We start from the raw sequence: 15,292 nt of genomic DNA on the forward strand, positions 1-15,292 counted from the left end.
GCCGTGACCTGTGCGGAGGTGCTAGGATACGCATCCGTTTTACTGGCGACCACGTCTGTGCAGCGATGGTGTGCGAATCCCCTGCACGCCTGCCGTCAAGCACCGCCCTCAGCCCCACCGTGCAAGGGCCATGGCGTTCGCCCCTCTGAGATAGCCGTCCTCCATGTTTGGTTCAAAAGACGACAACAAGACCCCGGCCCCCGACGCCAGCGTCGAGCAGGGCACAGAGAAAGCCACCGAGAAGCGCGGCCTGTTCGGCTGGCTGCGCAACAAGAAGCCTGTAGAGCCTGCTCCCGCAGTGTCCCAGGCAGAGCCGCAGCCTGAAGCGCTCGAGGAACCTGAGCCGGCTGCGGTCGAGGTGCCGGCGCCTCTCGAGCAGACCGCTACCGCCGAGCCTGAGCCGGTCGCGACCGATCCGCTGCCGACCCGCCATGGCCCCGAGGCGCTGGACGAGCCGGTCGCCGAGCAGCCTGCCGCCGCCCTCGAGCATCCTGTCGAATTGGCCGCGGGCAGTGACGTACACCACGCCGTGCCGGCGACCCCGGCTGCCGTGGTGGCAGCGCCCGTCGAAGTGCCCGCGCCGGTCGTCGAGCAGAACAAACCGTCGGACAACAAGGGCGGCTGGTTTTCCCGCCTGCGCCAGGGCCTGTCGAAGACCAGCGCCAGTCTGGGCGAGGGCATGGCCAGCCTGTTCCTTGGCAAGAAGGTCATCGACGATGATCTGCTCGACGAGATCGAGACCCGCCTGCTCACCGCCGACGTTGGCGTCGAGGCCACCACGGCGATTATCCAGAGCCTGACTCAGAAGGTCGCGCGCAAGCAGTTGACCGACAGCGAAGCGCTGTACAAATCCCTGCAGGAAGAACTCACCGCGCTGCTGCGTCCGGTCGAGCAGCCGCTGCAGATCGATGCCGGCAAGCAGCCCTTCGTGATCCTGGTGGTTGGCGTGAACGGCGCCGGCAAGACCACCACCATCGGCAAACTGGCCAAGAAGCTGCAGGGCGAGGGCAAGAAAGTCATGCTCGCCGCCGGTGATACCTTCCGCGCCGCCGCGGTTGAGCAATTGCAGGTATGGGGTGAGCGCAACAAGATCGCGGTGATCGCCCAGCACACCGGCGCGGATTCCGCCTCGGTGATCTTCGACGCCGTGCAGGCTGCAAAGGCCCGCGGCATGGATGTGCTGATCGCCGACACCGCCGGGCGTCTGCACACCAAAGACAACCTGATGGAAGAGCTGAAGAAGGTGCGCCGGGTGATCGGCAAGCTCGACGACAGCGCGCCCCACGAAGTGCTGCTGGTGCTGGATGCCGGCACCGGGCAGAACGCGATCAACCAGGCCAAACAATTCAACCAGACAGTGAACTTGACCGGTCTGGCCCTGACCAAGCTGGATGGCACGGCCAAGGGTGGGGTGATCTTCGCCCTGGCCAAGCAGTTCGGCCTGCCGATCCGCTACATCGGCGTCGGCGAAGGTATCGACGATCTGCGTACCTTCGAGGCCGAACCCTTCGTTCAGGCGCTTTTCCAGCAACGGGAGCAGTGATGATCCGATTCGAGCAGGTCGGCAAGCGTTATCCCAACGGTCATGTCGGGTTGCATGAGTTGAGTTTCCGCGTGCGCCGCGGCGAGTTCCTCTTCGTCACTGGCCATTCCGGTGCCGGCAAGAGCACGCTATTGCGCTTGCTGCTGGCCATGGAGCGGCCCACGTCGGGCAAGCTGCTGCTGGCTGGCCAGGATCTGTCGCAGATCACCAGCGCGCAGATTCCCTTCCTGCGCCGGCAGATCGGCGTGGTGTTCCAGAATCACCAGCTGCTGTTCGACCGCAGCGTGTTCGACAACGTGGCCCTGCCACTGCAGATTCTCGGGTTGTCCAAGAGCGACATCGGTCGCCGCGTTGGCTCGGCTCTGGAGCGGGTTTCCCTGAGCGACAAGGCCGAGCTGTTCCCTGGCGATCTGTCGACCGGGCAGCAGCAGCGTGTCGGCATCGCCCGCGCCATCGTCCATCGTCCGGCCCTGCTATTGGCCGACGAACCCACCGGTAACCTCGACCCGCGTCTGGCGGCGGAAATCATGGGTGTATTCGAAGACATCAACCAACTCGGCACCAGCGTGCTGATCGCCAGTCACGACCTGGCACTGATCGCGCGCATGCGCCACCGCATGCTTACCCTGCAGCGCGGCCGCCTGATCGGCGACGGGGAGGCGGCAGAATGAGCGCCTCCCGCGTACCACCACCGCAGCCGGCCCAGCGCGTCGGCGCGGCGCCAAAGAACGCCGAGCCCCAGGGCCCGAACAACGAGCCGGATTTCCGTACCCTGACCCACGCCTGGCTGGAAAGCCACCGCGCCAGCCTGGTCGACAGCCTGCGCCGCCTTGGCAAGCAGCCGATCGGCAGCTTCTTCACCTGCCTGGTGATGGCCGTGGCGCTGAGTCTGCCCATGGGATTGTCGCTGCTGCTCGGTAACGTCGAGCGCCTCGGTGGCTCCTGGCAGCGTGCCGCGCAGATCTCGGTATTCCTGACCATCGACGCCAGCGACAGCCAGGGCCAGGCCCTGCGTGAGCAGATCGCCGGCATGGACGACGTGGCCGAAGCCGAATGGATCAGCCGCGAAAAGGCACTGGAAGAATTTCAGCAGCAGTCCGGACTGGGCGAAGCACTCAAGGAGTTGCCGGACAATCCGTTGCCCGGCGCTGTGCTGGTGACGCCCAAGGAGGTCGACAAGGCTACCCTCGAGGCTCTGCGCCTGCGCCTGGCAGAGCTGCCCAGCGTGCAGCAGGCGCAGCTGGATCTGCTCTGGGTCGAGCGCCTGAGCGCGATTCTCAAGCTGGGCGACCGCTTCGTCTTCGGTCTGACCGTACTGCTGATCATGGCCCTGCTGCTGGTGATCGGTAATACCATCCGCCTGCATATCGAGAATCGTCGCACCGAGATCGAAGTGATCAAGCTGGTCGGCGGCACCGACAGCTATGTGCGCCGCCCCTTCCTCTATATGGGCGCGCTGTATGGCCTGGGCGCTGGTGTGCTGTCCTGGCTGGTGCTGGCCTTCGGGCTGAACTGGTTGAACGATGCCGTGGTGCGCCTGTCCGGTTTGTACGGCAGTGATTTCGCGCTGGCCGGTGTGCCGTCGGGAGACGGCTTCTCCCTATTGCTGGGAGCGGTGCTGTTGGGGTATATCGGTGCGTGGCTGGCGGTGGCGCGGCATTTGAGGGAGCTTGCTCCGCGCTGAAGTGCGACTTTGACGCTTCGCCCAACATATTGATTTGGTTGATATTGACTATTGACCGGGGAACCAGGATGGTGGCTTCCGGTCATATTGCGCAGTGTTACACTGCGTACGTTTCGTGAATCGGAGGATTCGAATGTCCACTTCTTTGCAACCTGTTCATGCTCTGGTTCCAGGCGCAAACCTGGAAGCATACGTGCATGCTGTCAACAGCATTCCGCTGCTGACGCCCGAGCAGGAGCGCGAACTGGCCGGTAATCTTTTCTACAGCCAGGATCTCGAGGCCGCCCGCCAGATGGTGCTGGCCCACCTGCGTTTCGTCGTGCATATCGCGCGCAGTTATTCCGGCTACGGCCTGGCCCAGGCTGACCTGATCCAGGAAGGTAACGTTGGCCTGATGAAGGCGGTCAAGCGCTTCAACCCGGAAATGGGTGTGCGCCTGGTTTCTTTCGCCGTGCACTGGATTCGTGCCGAAATTCACGAGTTCATTCTGCGCAACTGGCGCATCGTCAAGGTCGCGACCACCAAGGCACAGCGCAAGCTGTTCTTCAATCTGCGCAGCCAGAAGAAGCGTCTGGCCTGGCTGAACAACGACGAAGTGCATGCCGTTGCCGAGAGCCTGGGCGTCGAGCCGCGTGAAGTGCGCGAAATGGAAAGCCGCCTGACCGGCCATGACATGGCCTTCGATCCGGCCGCCGATGCCGACGACGACAGCGCCTTCCAGTCTCCGGCCCAGTACCTGGAAGACCATCGTTACGATCCTGCCAGGCAGATGGAAGACGAGGACTGGAGCGACACGTCCAGCGCCAACCTGCACGAGGCTCTCGAGGCGCTCGACGAGCGCAGCCGCGATATCCTTCAGCAGCGCTGGCTGGCCGAGGAGAAAGCCACGCTGCACGAGCTGGCGGCCAAGTACAACGTCTCGGCGGAGCGTATCCGCCAGTTGGAGAAGAACGCGATGAACAAGCTCAAGGGCTCCATCGCCGCCTGATTCCAGTCAGCCGCACCCGAAACGCCCCGACTCCGCTCGGGGCGTTTTCGTTTGTGGGGGGCGCAATCGGTTCTGGAGCATCGCTACGCGCAGCTTAGGCTATGCAGCCTGCTGGTGATAATGGCGACGATAAGGCGGAGGCGGCCTTTCGTGGGGTGGACGACGCTTGCCTACGCGGCCCGATCCGTCCACCGCTCTGCGATCGCAATGGTGGATGAAAAGAGCGTCATCCACCCTACGGGGTGAGCGTCCGTTTCCGCCTTTGAGCAGATCGTAGGATGGGTGAAACCCATCAATTGCCGATGGGTTTCACCTGCGCGCCCCGATCCATCCTACGGCCACTACCGCCTTTAAGCAGCCCATTCATGAACGCAAATATCCAGGAACAATTGTTTACCTGGTCCACCAGCCTGGGCGTGGCGCTTGCAGCTGGTTCAGGTAGTGGCTGCCGCCGAGCTGGCGCATCTGCCGGCGGATCCAGTCGGCACGCTGATTGACGTAGCCGCTGGGACGGCCGGCATCGAGTTGTCGCGGGTTGGGCAGCACGGCTGCCAGCAGGCTGGCCTGGCGCGCCGAGAGATAGGGGGCGCCGATATTGAAGTGGTGCCGCGCCGCCGCTTCTGCGCCGAATACACCGTCAGCCCATTCCGCACTGTTGAGGTAAACCTCAAGGATGCGCTGTTTCGGCCAGAGCAGCTCGATCAGCCCGGTGAACCACACCTCGATGCCCTTGCGCAGCCAGCTACGGCCAGACCAGAGGAACAGATTTTTCGCCACCTGCTGACTCAGGGTGCTGGCTCCACGCACCGAGCCGCCCTGCTGGTTGTGCGACACCGCGGCCTTGATCGCGTCGACATCGAAGCCCCAGTGCTGGGCGAACTTCTGATCCTCGCTGGCGATGACCGCGATCTTCAGGTCGTCGGGCAGCTCGTCCCAGGATCGCCAGCTGCGTTGCAGGTCGATAGGTTTGCCGTCGATCCACGACTCGATCTTGCGCTCGACCATCAACGCCGTGCCCGGTGGCGGAACCCAGCGCAAGGCGAGCACCAGCAGGAAGGAGCCGGCGATGAACCAGAGCAGCAGCTTCAGCAGGAGGCGGCGAATGGATCGGAGCATGCGCGGGGAGCCAGGATTGGTTGGCCGAACATTATACGGCTCCCTGCGCCCTTGCGGACAATGCTGCCCGCCGCTGCGGCAATCGGGAGCACGCGTCGGGATAGTTGAGGGCGTAAACTCTGCCTCATCATTCGTGAGATCGGTGAGGAAGCTATGGTTCGTCTGTGGTTGCTGTTGTCGGCCTTCGCCGGCTTTTCCGGTGTTGCCCTGGGTGCCTTCGCCGCCCATGGGCTGAAGCATAAACTGAGCCCCGAGTACTTGACGGTGTTCCAGACCGGCACCCATTACCAGTTGATCCATGCCCTGGCATTGCTTGGCGTGGCCATCCTCGCACTGGTGGCTCCTGGCCGTCTGGTGAACCTGGCGGGTGGCTTCTTCGCCATTGGTATCGTGCTGTTTTCCGGCAGCCTCTATCTGCTGACCCTCAGCGGCGTCAGCAAACTCGGTATCATCACTCCGTTCGGCGGGCTCGCCTTTCTGGCCGGTTGGGCCTGTCTGGGTCTGCTGGCCTGGCGCATGGCCTGAGAACCCATCCACGGGCTGCTGCGTCTCGGCCCTGCGGCGTCAAATGCAGGCTCTAACTCGCTGGATCGCGAACAGCTTCTGAGACGAATGGCCGGCCTGCGCCTTGGTCATCGTCTGTGATCGGGCTAGAATGCCGGCCCTTTCTCCTGTTGTGACGTGTCGCCATGCATATCCAGTTGAACGGTGAACCCCTCGAATTGCCCGAGGGCGCCAGTGTCGCCGACCTGATCGAGCGCCTGGAGCTGGCGGGGCGCCGTGTCGCGGTCGAGCGCAACCTCGATATCGTCCCGCGCAGCCAGTACACCAGCACCGCGTTGGCCGAGGGCGATCGCCTCGAAGTGGTACATGCCATCGGCGGCGGTTGAGCCCTGCGCCGCGCCCATTCAACCCTTCCGTGCAGAGGAATCCCCATGAGCCACGCTGTCAGCGACAAGCCCTTTACCCTGGCCGGCCGTACCTATCAATCGCGCCTGCTGGTCGGTACCGGTAAATACAAGGATCTCGACGAAACCCGTGCAGCCATCGAGGCCTCGGGCGCGGAGATCATTACCGTGGCGGTGCGGCGTACCAACATCGGCCAGAACCCGGGCGAGCCCAACCTGCTCGACGTGATTTCGCCGGATCGCTACACCATCCTGCCGAACACCGCCGGTTGCTACGACGCCGTCGAGGCCGTGCGAACCTGCCGCCTGGCCCGTGAACTGCTGGATGGCCACAAGCTGGTCAAGCTGGAAGTGCTGGCCGATCAGAAAACCCTGTTTCCCAACGTGATCGAAACCCTCAAGGCTGCCGAAGTGCTGGTCAAGGAAGGATTCGACGTGATGGTGTACACCAGCGATGACCCGATCATCGCCCGGCAACTGGCGGAAATGGGCTGCATCGCGGTGATGCCGCTGGCCGGTCTGATCGGTACCGGGCTGGGTATCTGCAACCCTTACAACTTGCGCATCATCCTCGAGGAAGCGACCGTTCCCGTGCTGGTGGATGCCGGCGTGGGCACCGCATCCGATGCCACCATCGCCATGGAGCTCGGTTGCGAGGCAGTGCTGATGAACAGCGCCATCGCCCATGCCCAGCACCCGGTGCTGATGGCCCAGGCCATGAAATACGCCATCGAGGCCGGTCGTTTGGCCTACCTGGCCGGGCGTATGCCGAAGAAGCTCTATGCCAGCGCATCATCCCCGCTCGACGGCCTGATTCGCTGAGGTTCACCTGCAGCGCAGGTGCCGAACGGGGACGAACAGTCCCCGTTCGCGGTTTTCCCTTTCCCTAATTGCGTGCCCCGAGTGCCCCATGAGCGATATCGAACAAACCACCGCCGATGAAACCCCTCGGCATCTGCGCACCATCAAGAGTTTCGTGATGCGCGCCGGCCGCATGACCTTCGGCCAGCAGCGTGGCCTCGACCAGGGTTGGCCGAAGTTCGGTCTGGAACTGGACAGTGGCGCCCAGGATTTCGACGCGGTATTCGGCCGTCAGGCGCCGCGTACCTTTGAAATCGGTTTCGGCATGGGGCACTCCACTCTGGAGATGGCGGCGGCTGCGCCGGAGCAGGATTTCATCGGCGTGGAAGTGCACAAGCCGGGTGTAGGTGCCCTGCTCAATGGGGTGATGACCCAAAACCTTGGCAACGTTCGCGTGTACAGCTGCGATGCTCTGGAAGTGCTACGCCAATGCGTGGCCGATGCCAGCCTCGACCGCGTGCTGCTGTTCTTCCCGGATCCCTGGCACAAGGCGCGTCACCACAAGCGCCGTATCGTCCAGCCGGCGTTTGCCGAGCTGGTACGTCAGAAGCTCAAGGTCGGCGGCGTGCTGCATATGGCCACCGACTGGGAGCCCTATGCCGAGTACATGCTGGAGGTGATGAATGTCGCCCCTGGCTATCGCAACCAGGCGGCCGATGGCCGCTGTGTGGAGCGCCCGGCCGAACGCCCGGTGACCAAGTTCGAGCGCCGTGGCGAGCGTCTGGGACACGGTGTGTGGGATCTGAAATTCGAGCGCATCGATTGATCGAGCGGGTGAGGCGGATCGTTGCCCCAACAGTGCCCCTCTGTCAGGCAGCAGCCCCGCGCAACTGCTGCAGCAGGCGCGCACCGAATACGTTGATGAGCAAGCCGAGCATCACCACTGCTGCACCTATCCACTGCGCAAGGCTCAGGCCTTCATCCAGTAGCAACCAGGCCGAGCTGAGGCCGATTACCGGCACCAGCAGCGAGAAGGGTGCCACCTGGCTGGCCGGATAGCGTGACAGCAGGCGACTCCACAGGCCGTAGCCGAGCAGGGTGGCGATGAACGCCAGGTAGGCGATGGCCAGTAGTGAGTTGAGGGAGATGGTACGCAGCGCTGTTTCGATCTGCGCAGGCCCTTCGAGCATCAGCGACAGTGCCAGGAACGGCAGTGGCGGAATCAGGCTGCCCCACACCACCAGGCTGACCAGGTTCACCTTGCCGATGCGCTTGGTGACGATATTGCCGAGCCCCCACATCGCCGCCGCACATAGGGTCAGAACGAAGCCGGCCAGGGTGAAGCTGCGCCCGCTTTCGCTGCCGATCAGCAAGAGCCCCGCAGCCGCCACGAGAAGCCCGATCAGGCTGCTGCGGCGTACCGTTTCGCCGATGAACAGCGCGGCGAAGCCCAGGGTGAAGAACGCTTGCGCCTGCAGCACCAGCGACGCCAGGCCTGCGGGCATGCCGGCGTACATGGCCGAGAAGAGAAAGGCGAACTGGCCCAGGGAGATGGTCAGACCATAGGCGAGCAGCCAGCGCAGCGGCATATCCGGGCGACGCACGAAGAGAATGGCGGGAAAGGCCGCCAGCATGAAACGCAAGGCGCCGAGCAGCATCGGCGGTACGCCTTCCAGCCCGACCTTGATCACCACGAAGTTCACGCCCCAGGCAACGATCACCACGGCGGCCAGCAGAATGTCCTTGGGTGTCATGGCGCGGCCTTGTGTGGTGGTATGCGGACGCGCAGGCTAGCGCGGATGGCCGGGGCTGACACGCCACAGTTAGCGGCATTTTTTCCCATACAGCACGGTACAAATAAAATCGCCCCGAACAGGTCGGGGCGTTTTCATGTAGGCGACATCTCGATCAGACAGTCAGCGTCCAGTCGTAGTCGACGATCAGCGGCGCATGCTGGGAGAAACGCGGCTGACGCGGCAGGCGCGCGGTGCGTACGCTGCGGCGCATGCCAGGGGTGAGCAACTGATAGTCGAAGCGATAGCCCAGGTTGAGCATCTGGGCCTGTTCGTTGTCCGGCCACCAACTGAACTGGTCAGCCTCGCGGTTGACCTCGCGCACGGCATCCACATAACCCATGGCACCAGTGATCTCGTCCATCCAGGCGCGTTCAGGCGCCATGAAGCCGGGCGATTGCTGGCAGTCACGCCAGTTCTTCACATCCAGTTTCTGGTGGGCGACATAGAGCGAGCCGCAATAGATGTAGTCGCGGCGCTTGCGGCGCTGCTTGTCCAGGTACTTGGAGAAATCGTCCATGAACTTGAATTTCTGATTCAGGTTCTCGTCACCGCCCATGCCCGATGGCAGCAGCAGCGTGGCGATGCTCACTTTGTCGAAATCCGCCTGCAGGTAGCGCCCGTAGCGATCGGCCGTTTCAAAACCGAGTCCGCTGATTACCGCCTTGGGTTGCAACCGCGAGTAGAGCGCCACGCCACCTTGGCTTGGCACTTCTGCATCGCAGGCATAGAGGAAATAGCCATCCAGTTGGAGGGCTTGGTCGTCCAGCTCAAAGGCGGAGGCACGGGTATCCTGCAGGCAGATCACGTCGGCATTCTGTGCTTGCAGCCAACTGAGCAAACCGCGCTCGACTGCAGCATGAATACCATTCACGTTCACACTGATGATCCGCATAAATGGCCCCCAAAAACACGTGCGTGTATGATACCTGAGCTAGACGTCATTTAGTAATTCCAAGCCACATCCAGTGCCGCCTCAGGGTCATTCATGCAAACGTATCAGCGCGATTTCATTCGTTTTGCCATCGAACGAGGCGTTCTGCGCTTCGGCCAGTTCACCCTCAAGTCGGGGCGCGTCAGCCCTTACTTCTTCAACGCTGGCCTGTTCGCCAGCGGTTTGGCGTTGGCTCGCCTCGGGCGCTTCTACGCGGCGGCGGTGGTGGACAGCGGTATCGAGTTCGACGTGCTGTTCGGCCCGGCCTACAAGGGTATTCCGCTGGCTGCCAGCACCGGCGTGGCGCTGGCCGAGCATCATGATCTCGACCTGCCCTGGTGCTTCAACCGCAAGGAAGCCAAGGATCATGGCGAAGGCGGCACTCTGGTCGGCGCACCGCTGAGTGGCCGTGTGCTGATCATCGATGACGTGATCACCGCCGGCACCGCGATCCGCGAAGTGATGCAGATCATTCAGGCGCAGAACGCCCAGGCTGCCGGTGTACTGATCGCTCTGGATCGTCAGGAGCGCGGCCGTGGCGAGCTGTCGGCGATCCAGGAGGTGGAGCGCGACTTCGGTATTCCAGTAGTGAGCATTGTGTCTCTGCAGCAAGTGCTGGAATATCTGGCCGATGATGCTGAACTGAAGCACTATTTGCCTGCTGTGGAAGCCTATCGGGCCGAGTACGGCATCTGACCCTGGCAAGCCGAGAGAGCGCGTTCCATGTCCAAATCGCCCATCATGCGTCGCACCCTCTGGCTTGGTCTGCTGCTGCCGCTTTGGGCGGGCGCCAGCGAGATGTATCGCTACACCAATGCCCAGGGCATTACGGTGATCAACCGTCAGGGCGTGCCCAGCGAGTTCATCGGCAAGGGCTATGACGTGCTCAACGAGCAGGGCCGCGTCGTGCGCGTGGTGCCGCCGGCTCCGACGCCTGAGGAAATGAAGAAGCTGCTGGCTGACCGGGAGCGGGCGAAGTCCGATGTTCAGTTGCTGCGCCTGTACAGCAGCTCCGAGGACGTCGACCGTGCGCAGGCGCGCAAGCTGGCTGAGCTGGACGGACTGATCGGTGTTGCCACCGGTAACTTGCAGTCGGCGCGACTGCAGCAGGCCAACCTGCAGAAGCAGGCCGCGGATCTGGAGCGCGCGGGGCGTCAGGTGCCCGAGCAACTGCTTGGCCAGATCACCAGCCAGCGTAATGAGCAGGTTCGCCTGCAGAAGGAAATCGAACGTCACCAGGCAGCGCGCAAACAGGCGGAAAGCAATTTTGCAGCGGATCGTTCACGGGTGGGCGAGCTGCTCGGACAAGATCGCTAAAAGCCTGAAACCCATGCGGCGCTGATGGTGGAGAAAGGGCGGCAGCTACGTGCGTCCGTCCACTTTCTCAGCGGCGTGCTGGTACCGAGCGGGTACGGCCACTGCCGTCGATGGCGACGAACACAAAGACTGCCTCGGTGACCTTGCGCCATTCGCTGGACAACGGGTCGTCACTCCACACTTCTACCAACATCTGGATCGAGCTGCGGCCGATCTCCAGTGCCTGGGTATAGAAGGACAACTGCGCGCCAACGGCGACCGGAACCAGGAAGGCCATGCGATCGATGGCCACGGTAGCGACGCGGCCAGCGGCGACCTTGCTCGCCATGGCGGTGCCAGCCAGATCCATCTGCGAGACCAGCCAACCGCCGTAGATGTCGCCGAAACCATTGGTTTCGCGCGGCAGTGCGGTGATCTGCAGTGCCAGATCGCCCTGAGGTATCGGGTCTTCCTGTTCGAAGTCTTTCATCTGTTCACGGCTCGCGGCGCGGTGGTTGGCCCTGTGGAGATGGGCCGGGAAAGTATACCGACTGGGTGGTCGCCCCGCGACCTTAACGCGTTGCGAGCGCCCATGCACCCGGATTCGTCTCCGCCGATGCTCAATTTGCATCGTCATCCAACTGTCACATTGATTACATAGAGTGGTCACATCGGCTGACGATACTGAGCCCCGTTCCAACCAACACGACCCAATCGTGAGAAGGCGGTAGATCGGGCGCTACGACCACGGCACGCCGGCCTTCCAATGATTACCACTCTGCTAGGAGCAAGGCATGAAACTGAAGCGTTTGATGGCGGCCATGACATTTGTTGCAGCTGGCGTCGCCACTGCCAATGCGGTTGCCGCTGTCGATCCGGCTCTGCCGACCTATGAGAAGACTTCGGGCGTATCTGGCAACCTGTCCAGCGTCGGTTCCGATTCCCTGGCCAACCTGATGACCTTGTGGGCTGAAAACTACAAGCAGTCCTACCCGAACGTGAACATCCAGATCCAGGCCGCTGGTTCTTCCACCGCGCCACCTGCACTGACCGAAGGCACCGCCAACCTCGGCCCGATGTCGCGTGCCATGAAGGACAGCGAGATCCAGGCTTTCGAACAGAAGTACGGCTACAAGCCGACCGCCGTTCCGGTCGCCATCGACGCCCTGGCCGTATTCGTGCACAAGGACAACCCGATCAAGCAACTGACCATGCAGCAGGTCGATGCCATCTTCTCCAGTACCCGTCTGTGCGGCGAAGCCAAAGACCTGAAAACCTGGGGCGACATCGGCCTGACCGGCGAGTGGGCTACCAAGCCGGTTCAGCTGTTCGGTCGTAACTCGGTATCCGGCACCTACGGCTACTTCAAGGAAGAAGCCCTGTGCAAAGGTGACTTCAAGTCCAACGTCAACGAGCAGCCGGGTTCGGCCTCCGTGGTGCAGTCGATCTCCAGCACCGTCAACGCCATCGGCTACTCGGGCATTGGCTACCGTACCGCCAGCGTCCGTGCCGTTCCCCTGGTGAACAAGCAAGGCGAAGTCGAGGAAGCCAACGAGGACAACGCGCTGTCCGGCAAGTACCCACTGGCTCGCTTCTTCTACATCTACGTGAACAAGGCGCCCAACAAGCCGCTGAGCCCGCTGGATGCGGAGTTCCTCAAGCTGATCCTGTCCAAGCAGGGCCAGGACGTCGTGGTCAAGGATGGCTACATCCCGCTGCCTGCCAAGGTAGTCGAGAAGACCCGCACGGAACTGGGGCTGTAAGCCGCACGTAGTAAGCAACTCCCGCAGTCCGCCTCTCCCCCGGGAGGTGGGCTTCGCTACGTCACCGTGCTGTAACTTTTTTGTCACACGAACAGGCTAGATTTGGCCTGGCTAGTGAAACGGACGAAAAATACGGCGCGCTCATGGCCGCGCAGAGACGCTCTCCACTATGAATGACTTGGCAAGTGAACCCATGACCGCCTCTCCCAATTCCCTCGGGCTGGACTTCAACACTCCGGCCCTGCAACGCAAGCGCCGCATACGCGCCTTCAAGGATCGCCTGGCACGCTGGTGCGTGTCGGTTGGTGGCTTGGCCGTGCTTGGCGCCATCACCCTGATCTTCTTCTACCTCGCCTATGTCGTGCTGCCGATGTTCCAGGGCGCCGACATCGAGAAGCGCGACGCTGTAGAACCCGCGTGGTTGGCCGATGCCGGCGCACCCCTGCTGCTGGCCCTGGAAGAACAGAACCAGGTCGGTATGCGCTTGGCTCGCGATGGCCAGGTTCAGTTCTTCGATGCTCAGAGCATGGCGGCGCTGACCAGTATCGAGCTACCCCTGCCTGCGGGCAGCGAGGTGGTCTCCGTCGGTGAGGATCAGCCAGGCAGCCACCGCGTCGCGCTCGGTCTGTCCAATGGCCAGGCGCTGGTGTTCGAACACACCTATCGGATCTCCTACCCGAACGACGTGAAGACCATCACGCCGACCATCGTCTACCCGTTCGGCGAAACGCCGTTGACCATCGATCCTCAAGGCCGTCCGCTGGAACATATGGGCATCAGCCTGAACAGCGGTACGTTGCTGGTCGCTGGCTCGGTAGGCAGTGAGCTGCAGGCCCTGAGCCTGAGCCGTACCGAGAACCTGATGACCGGTGAGGTCAGCACCAGCGAGGAGCGCCTGGCGCTGCCGCAGATCGCTGAGCCGATCAAGGAGCTGATCATCGATCCGCGTCAGCATTGGCTGTTCGTGATCAACGGTCGTGCCACTGCCGATGTCTTCGACATACGCAGCAAGGCCCTCAACGGTCGCTACAAGCTGCTCAACGATGGTGCCCGCGAAATCACTTACGCCACCTCGTTGCTGGGCGGTATTTCCCTGCTGATCGGCGATAGTGCCGGCGGCATCCAGCAGTGGTTCATGGTGCGTGACGAGGACGGCAAGTCCTCGCTCAAGCCGGTACGTGAATTCACCATGGCTGGCAGCCCTATCACCCAGATCATCTCGGAAGAGCGTCGCAAGGGTTTTATCGCCCTGGACGCCAAGGGCAACCTGGGTATCTTCCACAGCACTGCGCACCGCACCCTGCTGGTCGAGCCGGTAGCGGAAGGCTACAACATCGCCGCTCTGTCACCGCGCGCCAACCGTGCTCTGGTCGAAGCCAATGGCAAGATCGAGCGCGTGCTGATCGATAACCCGCACCCGGAAATTTCCTGGAGCTCGCTGTGGGGCAAGGTCTGGTACGAGAACTACGACAAGCCGGCTTATGTCTGGCAGTCGACCTCGGCCAGCACCGACGCCGAGCCGAAGCTGAGCCTGGCACCGCTGGCCTTCGGTACGCTCAAGGCTGCCTTCTACGCCATGCTGCTGGCCGCCCCACTGGCCATCGCCGCGGCGATCTACACCGCTTACTTCATGGCCCCGGCCATGCGCGGCAAGGTCAAGCCGGTGATCGAGCTGATGGAAGCGCTGCCGACGGTGATCCTCGGCTTCTTCGCCGGCCTGTTCCTCGCGCCTTATGTGGAGGGACACCTGCCCGGTATCTTCAGCCTGTTGATCTTCACGCCGATCGGCATTCTGCTGGCGGGCTTCCTGTGGAGCCGCCTGCCTGAATCGGTGCGCCTGCGTGTGCCCGATGGCTGGGAAGCGGCGCTGCTGATCCCGGTGATCCTGCTGGTTGGCAGCGTGTCGCTGAGCATGAGCGGCTACCTGGAGAACTGGTTGTTCGACGGCAACATGCGCGCCTGGCTGAGCAATGACCTGGGCATCCCGTTCGACCAGCGCAATGCTCTGGTGGTCGGTCTGGCCATGGGCTTCGCGGTGATCCCGAACATCTACTCGATCGCCGAAGACGCCGTGTTCAGCGTGCCCAAGAGCCTGACCTTCGGCTCCCTGGCCCTGGGTGCCACGCCGTGGCAGACGCTGACGCGCGTGGTGATCCTGACCGCCAGCCCGGGCATCTTCTCGGCGGTGATGATCGGCATGGGTCGCGCCGTCGGCGAGACCATGATCGTGCTGATGGCCACCGGCAACACGCCGATCATGGACATGAACATCTTCGAAGGTCTGCGCACCCTGGCAGCCAACGTGGCGGTGGAAATGCCCGAGTCGGAGGTCGGTGGTACCCATTACCGGGTGCTGTTCCTCTCCGCCCTGGTACTGCTGTCGTTCACTTTCGTCATGAATACGCTGGCCGAGCTGGTGCGTCAGCGCCTGCGCGTCAAGTACGCTTCGCTCTGAGGACTGCAAGA

16 protein-coding genes are annotated in these 15,292 nt (G+C 62.7%); 12 read left to right on the forward strand and 4 right to left on the reverse strand.

Annotation, left to right across the window (positions count from 1 at the left end):
* Positions 1 to 163: 163 nt before the first annotated feature.
* The 4 genes from ftsY to rpoH all read left to right on the forward strand — a co-directional run bounded on the left by ftsY (position 164) and on the right by rpoH (position 4,215).
* Complete coding sequence (ftsY, locus tag DNK06_RS18365; RefSeq protein WP_131181444.1) at positions 164 to 1,543, forward strand: signal recognition particle-docking protein FtsY; 1,380 nt, start codon at positions 164 to 166, stop codon at positions 1,541 to 1,543.
* Complete coding sequence (gene ftsE, locus DNK06_RS18370; RefSeq protein ID WP_131181445.1) at positions 1,543 to 2,214, forward strand: cell division ATP-binding protein FtsE; 672 nt, start codon at positions 1,543 to 1,545, stop codon at positions 2,212 to 2,214. Before ftsY ends, ftsE begins: the two co-directional genes overlap by 1 nt.
* Complete coding sequence (gene ftsX / locus DNK06_RS18375) at positions 2,211 to 3,227, forward strand: permease-like cell division protein FtsX (RefSeq protein WP_131181446.1); 1,017 nt, start codon at positions 2,211 to 2,213, stop codon at positions 3,225 to 3,227. Before ftsE ends, ftsX begins: the two co-directional genes overlap by 4 nt.
* A 133-nt stretch (positions 3,228 to 3,360) precedes the next feature.
* Positions 3,361 to 4,215 carry an RNA polymerase sigma factor RpoH gene (gene rpoH, locus DNK06_RS18380; RefSeq protein WP_131181447.1) on the forward strand — a complete coding sequence of 285 codons (855 nt, stop codon included), beginning with the start codon at positions 3,361 to 3,363 and terminating at the stop codon, positions 4,213 to 4,215.
* Between the two features lie 393 nt (positions 4,216 to 4,608).
* On the opposite strand, the gene mtgA is transcribed toward rpoH, so the two are convergent.
* Positions 4,609 to 5,331, reverse strand: a complete 723-nt coding sequence (gene mtgA, locus DNK06_RS18385; RefSeq protein ID WP_131181448.1) for a monofunctional biosynthetic peptidoglycan transglycosylase — start codon at positions 5,329 to 5,331, stop codon at positions 4,609 to 4,611.
* A 153-nt stretch (positions 5,332 to 5,484) separates the two neighbouring features.
* Here mtgA and DNK06_RS18390 point away from each other — a divergent pair, with 153 nt between their 5' ends.
* The 4 genes from DNK06_RS18390 (at position 5,485) to trmB (ending at position 7,866) form a co-directional block, all read left to right on the forward strand.
* Positions 5,485 to 5,856 carry a DUF423 domain-containing protein gene (locus DNK06_RS18390; RefSeq protein ID WP_131181449.1) on the forward strand — a complete coding sequence of 124 codons (372 nt, stop codon included), beginning with the start codon at positions 5,485 to 5,487 and terminating at the stop codon, positions 5,854 to 5,856.
* Positions 5,857 to 6,020: 164 nt separating this feature from the next.
* The gene (gene thiS, locus DNK06_RS18395; RefSeq protein WP_131181450.1) at positions 6,021 to 6,221 is read left to right on the forward strand and encodes a sulfur carrier protein ThiS; all 201 of its coding nucleotides are present in this window, start codon (positions 6,021 to 6,023) and stop codon (positions 6,219 to 6,221) included.
* A gap of 45 nt (positions 6,222 to 6,266) precedes the next feature.
* On the forward strand, positions 6,267 to 7,061 hold the full coding sequence (locus tag DNK06_RS18400) for a thiazole synthase (RefSeq protein WP_131181451.1): 795 nt from the start codon (positions 6,267 to 6,269) through the stop codon (positions 7,059 to 7,061).
* A 133-nt stretch (positions 7,062 to 7,194) separates the two neighbouring features.
* A complete protein-coding gene (gene trmB, locus DNK06_RS18405) occupies positions 7,195 to 7,866 on the forward strand; it encodes a tRNA (guanosine(46)-N7)-methyltransferase TrmB (RefSeq protein ID WP_242674718.1) in 672 nt (223 codons plus the stop codon).
* Positions 7,867 to 7,909: 43 nt separating this feature from the next.
* Here the strand turns inward: trmB and DNK06_RS18410 are convergent, their stop codons facing one another.
* A complete protein-coding gene (locus DNK06_RS18410; RefSeq protein ID WP_131181453.1) occupies positions 7,910 to 8,794 on the reverse strand; it encodes an EamA family transporter in 885 nt (294 codons plus the stop codon).
* 154 nt (positions 8,795 to 8,948) lie between these two features.
* Positions 8,949 to 9,728: an exodeoxyribonuclease III gene (locus DNK06_RS18415; protein ID WP_131181454.1), complete on the reverse strand. Its 780-nt coding sequence runs from the start codon at positions 9,726 to 9,728 to the stop codon at positions 8,949 to 8,951.
* Positions 9,729 to 9,821: 93 nt separating this feature from the next.
* Here DNK06_RS18415 and pyrE point away from each other — a divergent pair, with 93 nt between their 5' ends.
* Positions 9,822 to 10,463, forward strand: a complete 642-nt coding sequence (gene pyrE / locus DNK06_RS18420; protein ID WP_131181455.1) for an orotate phosphoribosyltransferase — start codon at positions 9,822 to 9,824, stop codon at positions 10,461 to 10,463.
* Between the two features lie 27 nt (positions 10,464 to 10,490).
* Positions 10,491 to 11,084 carry a DUF4124 domain-containing protein gene (locus DNK06_RS18425; RefSeq protein WP_131181456.1) on the forward strand — a complete coding sequence of 198 codons (594 nt, stop codon included), beginning with the start codon at positions 10,491 to 10,493 and terminating at the stop codon, positions 11,082 to 11,084.
* A gap of 67 nt (positions 11,085 to 11,151) precedes the next feature.
* Here the strand turns inward: DNK06_RS18425 and DNK06_RS18430 are convergent, their stop codons facing one another.
* Positions 11,152 to 11,553, reverse strand: coding sequence for an acyl-CoA thioesterase (locus DNK06_RS18430; protein ID WP_131181457.1), 402 nt, complete (start codon positions 11,551 to 11,553; stop codon positions 11,152 to 11,154).
* Between the two features lie 304 nt (positions 11,554 to 11,857).
* On the opposite strand from DNK06_RS18430, the gene DNK06_RS18435 reads away from it, so the two are divergent.
* Both DNK06_RS18435 and DNK06_RS18440 read left to right on the forward strand, forming a co-directional pair.
* Positions 11,858 to 12,826, forward strand: coding sequence for a PstS family phosphate ABC transporter substrate-binding protein (locus DNK06_RS18435; RefSeq protein ID WP_131177661.1), 969 nt, complete (start codon positions 11,858 to 11,860; stop codon positions 12,824 to 12,826).
* Between the two features lie 169 nt (positions 12,827 to 12,995).
* Complete coding sequence (locus DNK06_RS18440; protein WP_131181458.1) at positions 12,996 to 15,281, forward strand: ABC transporter permease subunit; 2,286 nt, start codon at positions 12,996 to 12,998, stop codon at positions 15,279 to 15,281.
* Positions 15,282 to 15,292: the final 11 nt, after the last annotated feature.

It is taken from the genome of Phytopseudomonas daroniae (genome assembly GCF_004327285.1).
Classification (GTDB): domain Bacteria; phylum Pseudomonadota; class Gammaproteobacteria; order Pseudomonadales; family Pseudomonadaceae; genus Aquipseudomonas; species Aquipseudomonas daroniae.

Excerpts from the sequence above, each read along its gene's own strand:
- ftsY (WP_131181444.1), top strand. The coding sequence starts at position 164 with ATGTTTGGTTCAAAAGACGACAACAAGACCCCGGCCCCCGACGCCAGC.
- ftsE (WP_131181445.1), top strand. The coding sequence starts at position 1,543 with ATGATCCGATTCGAGCAGGTCGGCAAGCGTTATCCCAACGGTCATGTC.
- ftsX (WP_131181446.1), top strand. The coding sequence starts at position 2,211 with ATGAGCGCCTCCCGCGTACCACCACCGCAGCCGGCCCAGCGCGTCGGC.
- rpoH (WP_131181447.1), top strand. The coding sequence starts at position 3,361 with ATGTCCACTTCTTTGCAACCTGTTCATGCTCTGGTTCCAGGCGCAAAC.
- mtgA (WP_131181448.1), bottom strand. The coding sequence starts at position 5,331 with ATGCTCCGATCCATTCGCCGCCTCCTGCTGAAGCTGCTGCTCTGGTTC.
- DNK06_RS18390 (WP_131181449.1), top strand. The coding sequence starts at position 5,485 with ATGGTTCGTCTGTGGTTGCTGTTGTCGGCCTTCGCCGGCTTTTCCGGT.
- thiS (WP_131181450.1), top strand. The coding sequence starts at position 6,021 with ATGCATATCCAGTTGAACGGTGAACCCCTCGAATTGCCCGAGGGCGCC.
- DNK06_RS18400 (WP_131181451.1), top strand. The coding sequence starts at position 6,267 with ATGAGCCACGCTGTCAGCGACAAGCCCTTTACCCTGGCCGGCCGTACC.
- DNK06_RS18410 (WP_131181453.1), bottom strand. The coding sequence starts at position 8,794 with ATGACACCCAAGGACATTCTGCTGGCCGCCGTGGTGATCGTTGCCTGG.
- DNK06_RS18415 (WP_131181454.1), bottom strand. The coding sequence starts at position 9,728 with ATGCGGATCATCAGTGTGAACGTGAATGGTATTCATGCTGCAGTCGAG.
- pyrE (WP_131181455.1), top strand. The coding sequence starts at position 9,822 with ATGCAAACGTATCAGCGCGATTTCATTCGTTTTGCCATCGAACGAGGC.
- DNK06_RS18425 (WP_131181456.1), top strand. The coding sequence starts at position 10,491 with ATGTCCAAATCGCCCATCATGCGTCGCACCCTCTGGCTTGGTCTGCTG.
- DNK06_RS18430 (WP_131181457.1), bottom strand. The coding sequence starts at position 11,553 with ATGAAAGACTTCGAACAGGAAGACCCGATACCTCAGGGCGATCTGGCA.
- DNK06_RS18435 (WP_131177661.1), top strand. The coding sequence starts at position 11,858 with ATGAAACTGAAGCGTTTGATGGCGGCCATGACATTTGTTGCAGCTGGC.
- DNK06_RS18440 (WP_131181458.1), top strand. The coding sequence starts at position 12,996 with ATGAATGACTTGGCAAGTGAACCCATGACCGCCTCTCCCAATTCCCTC.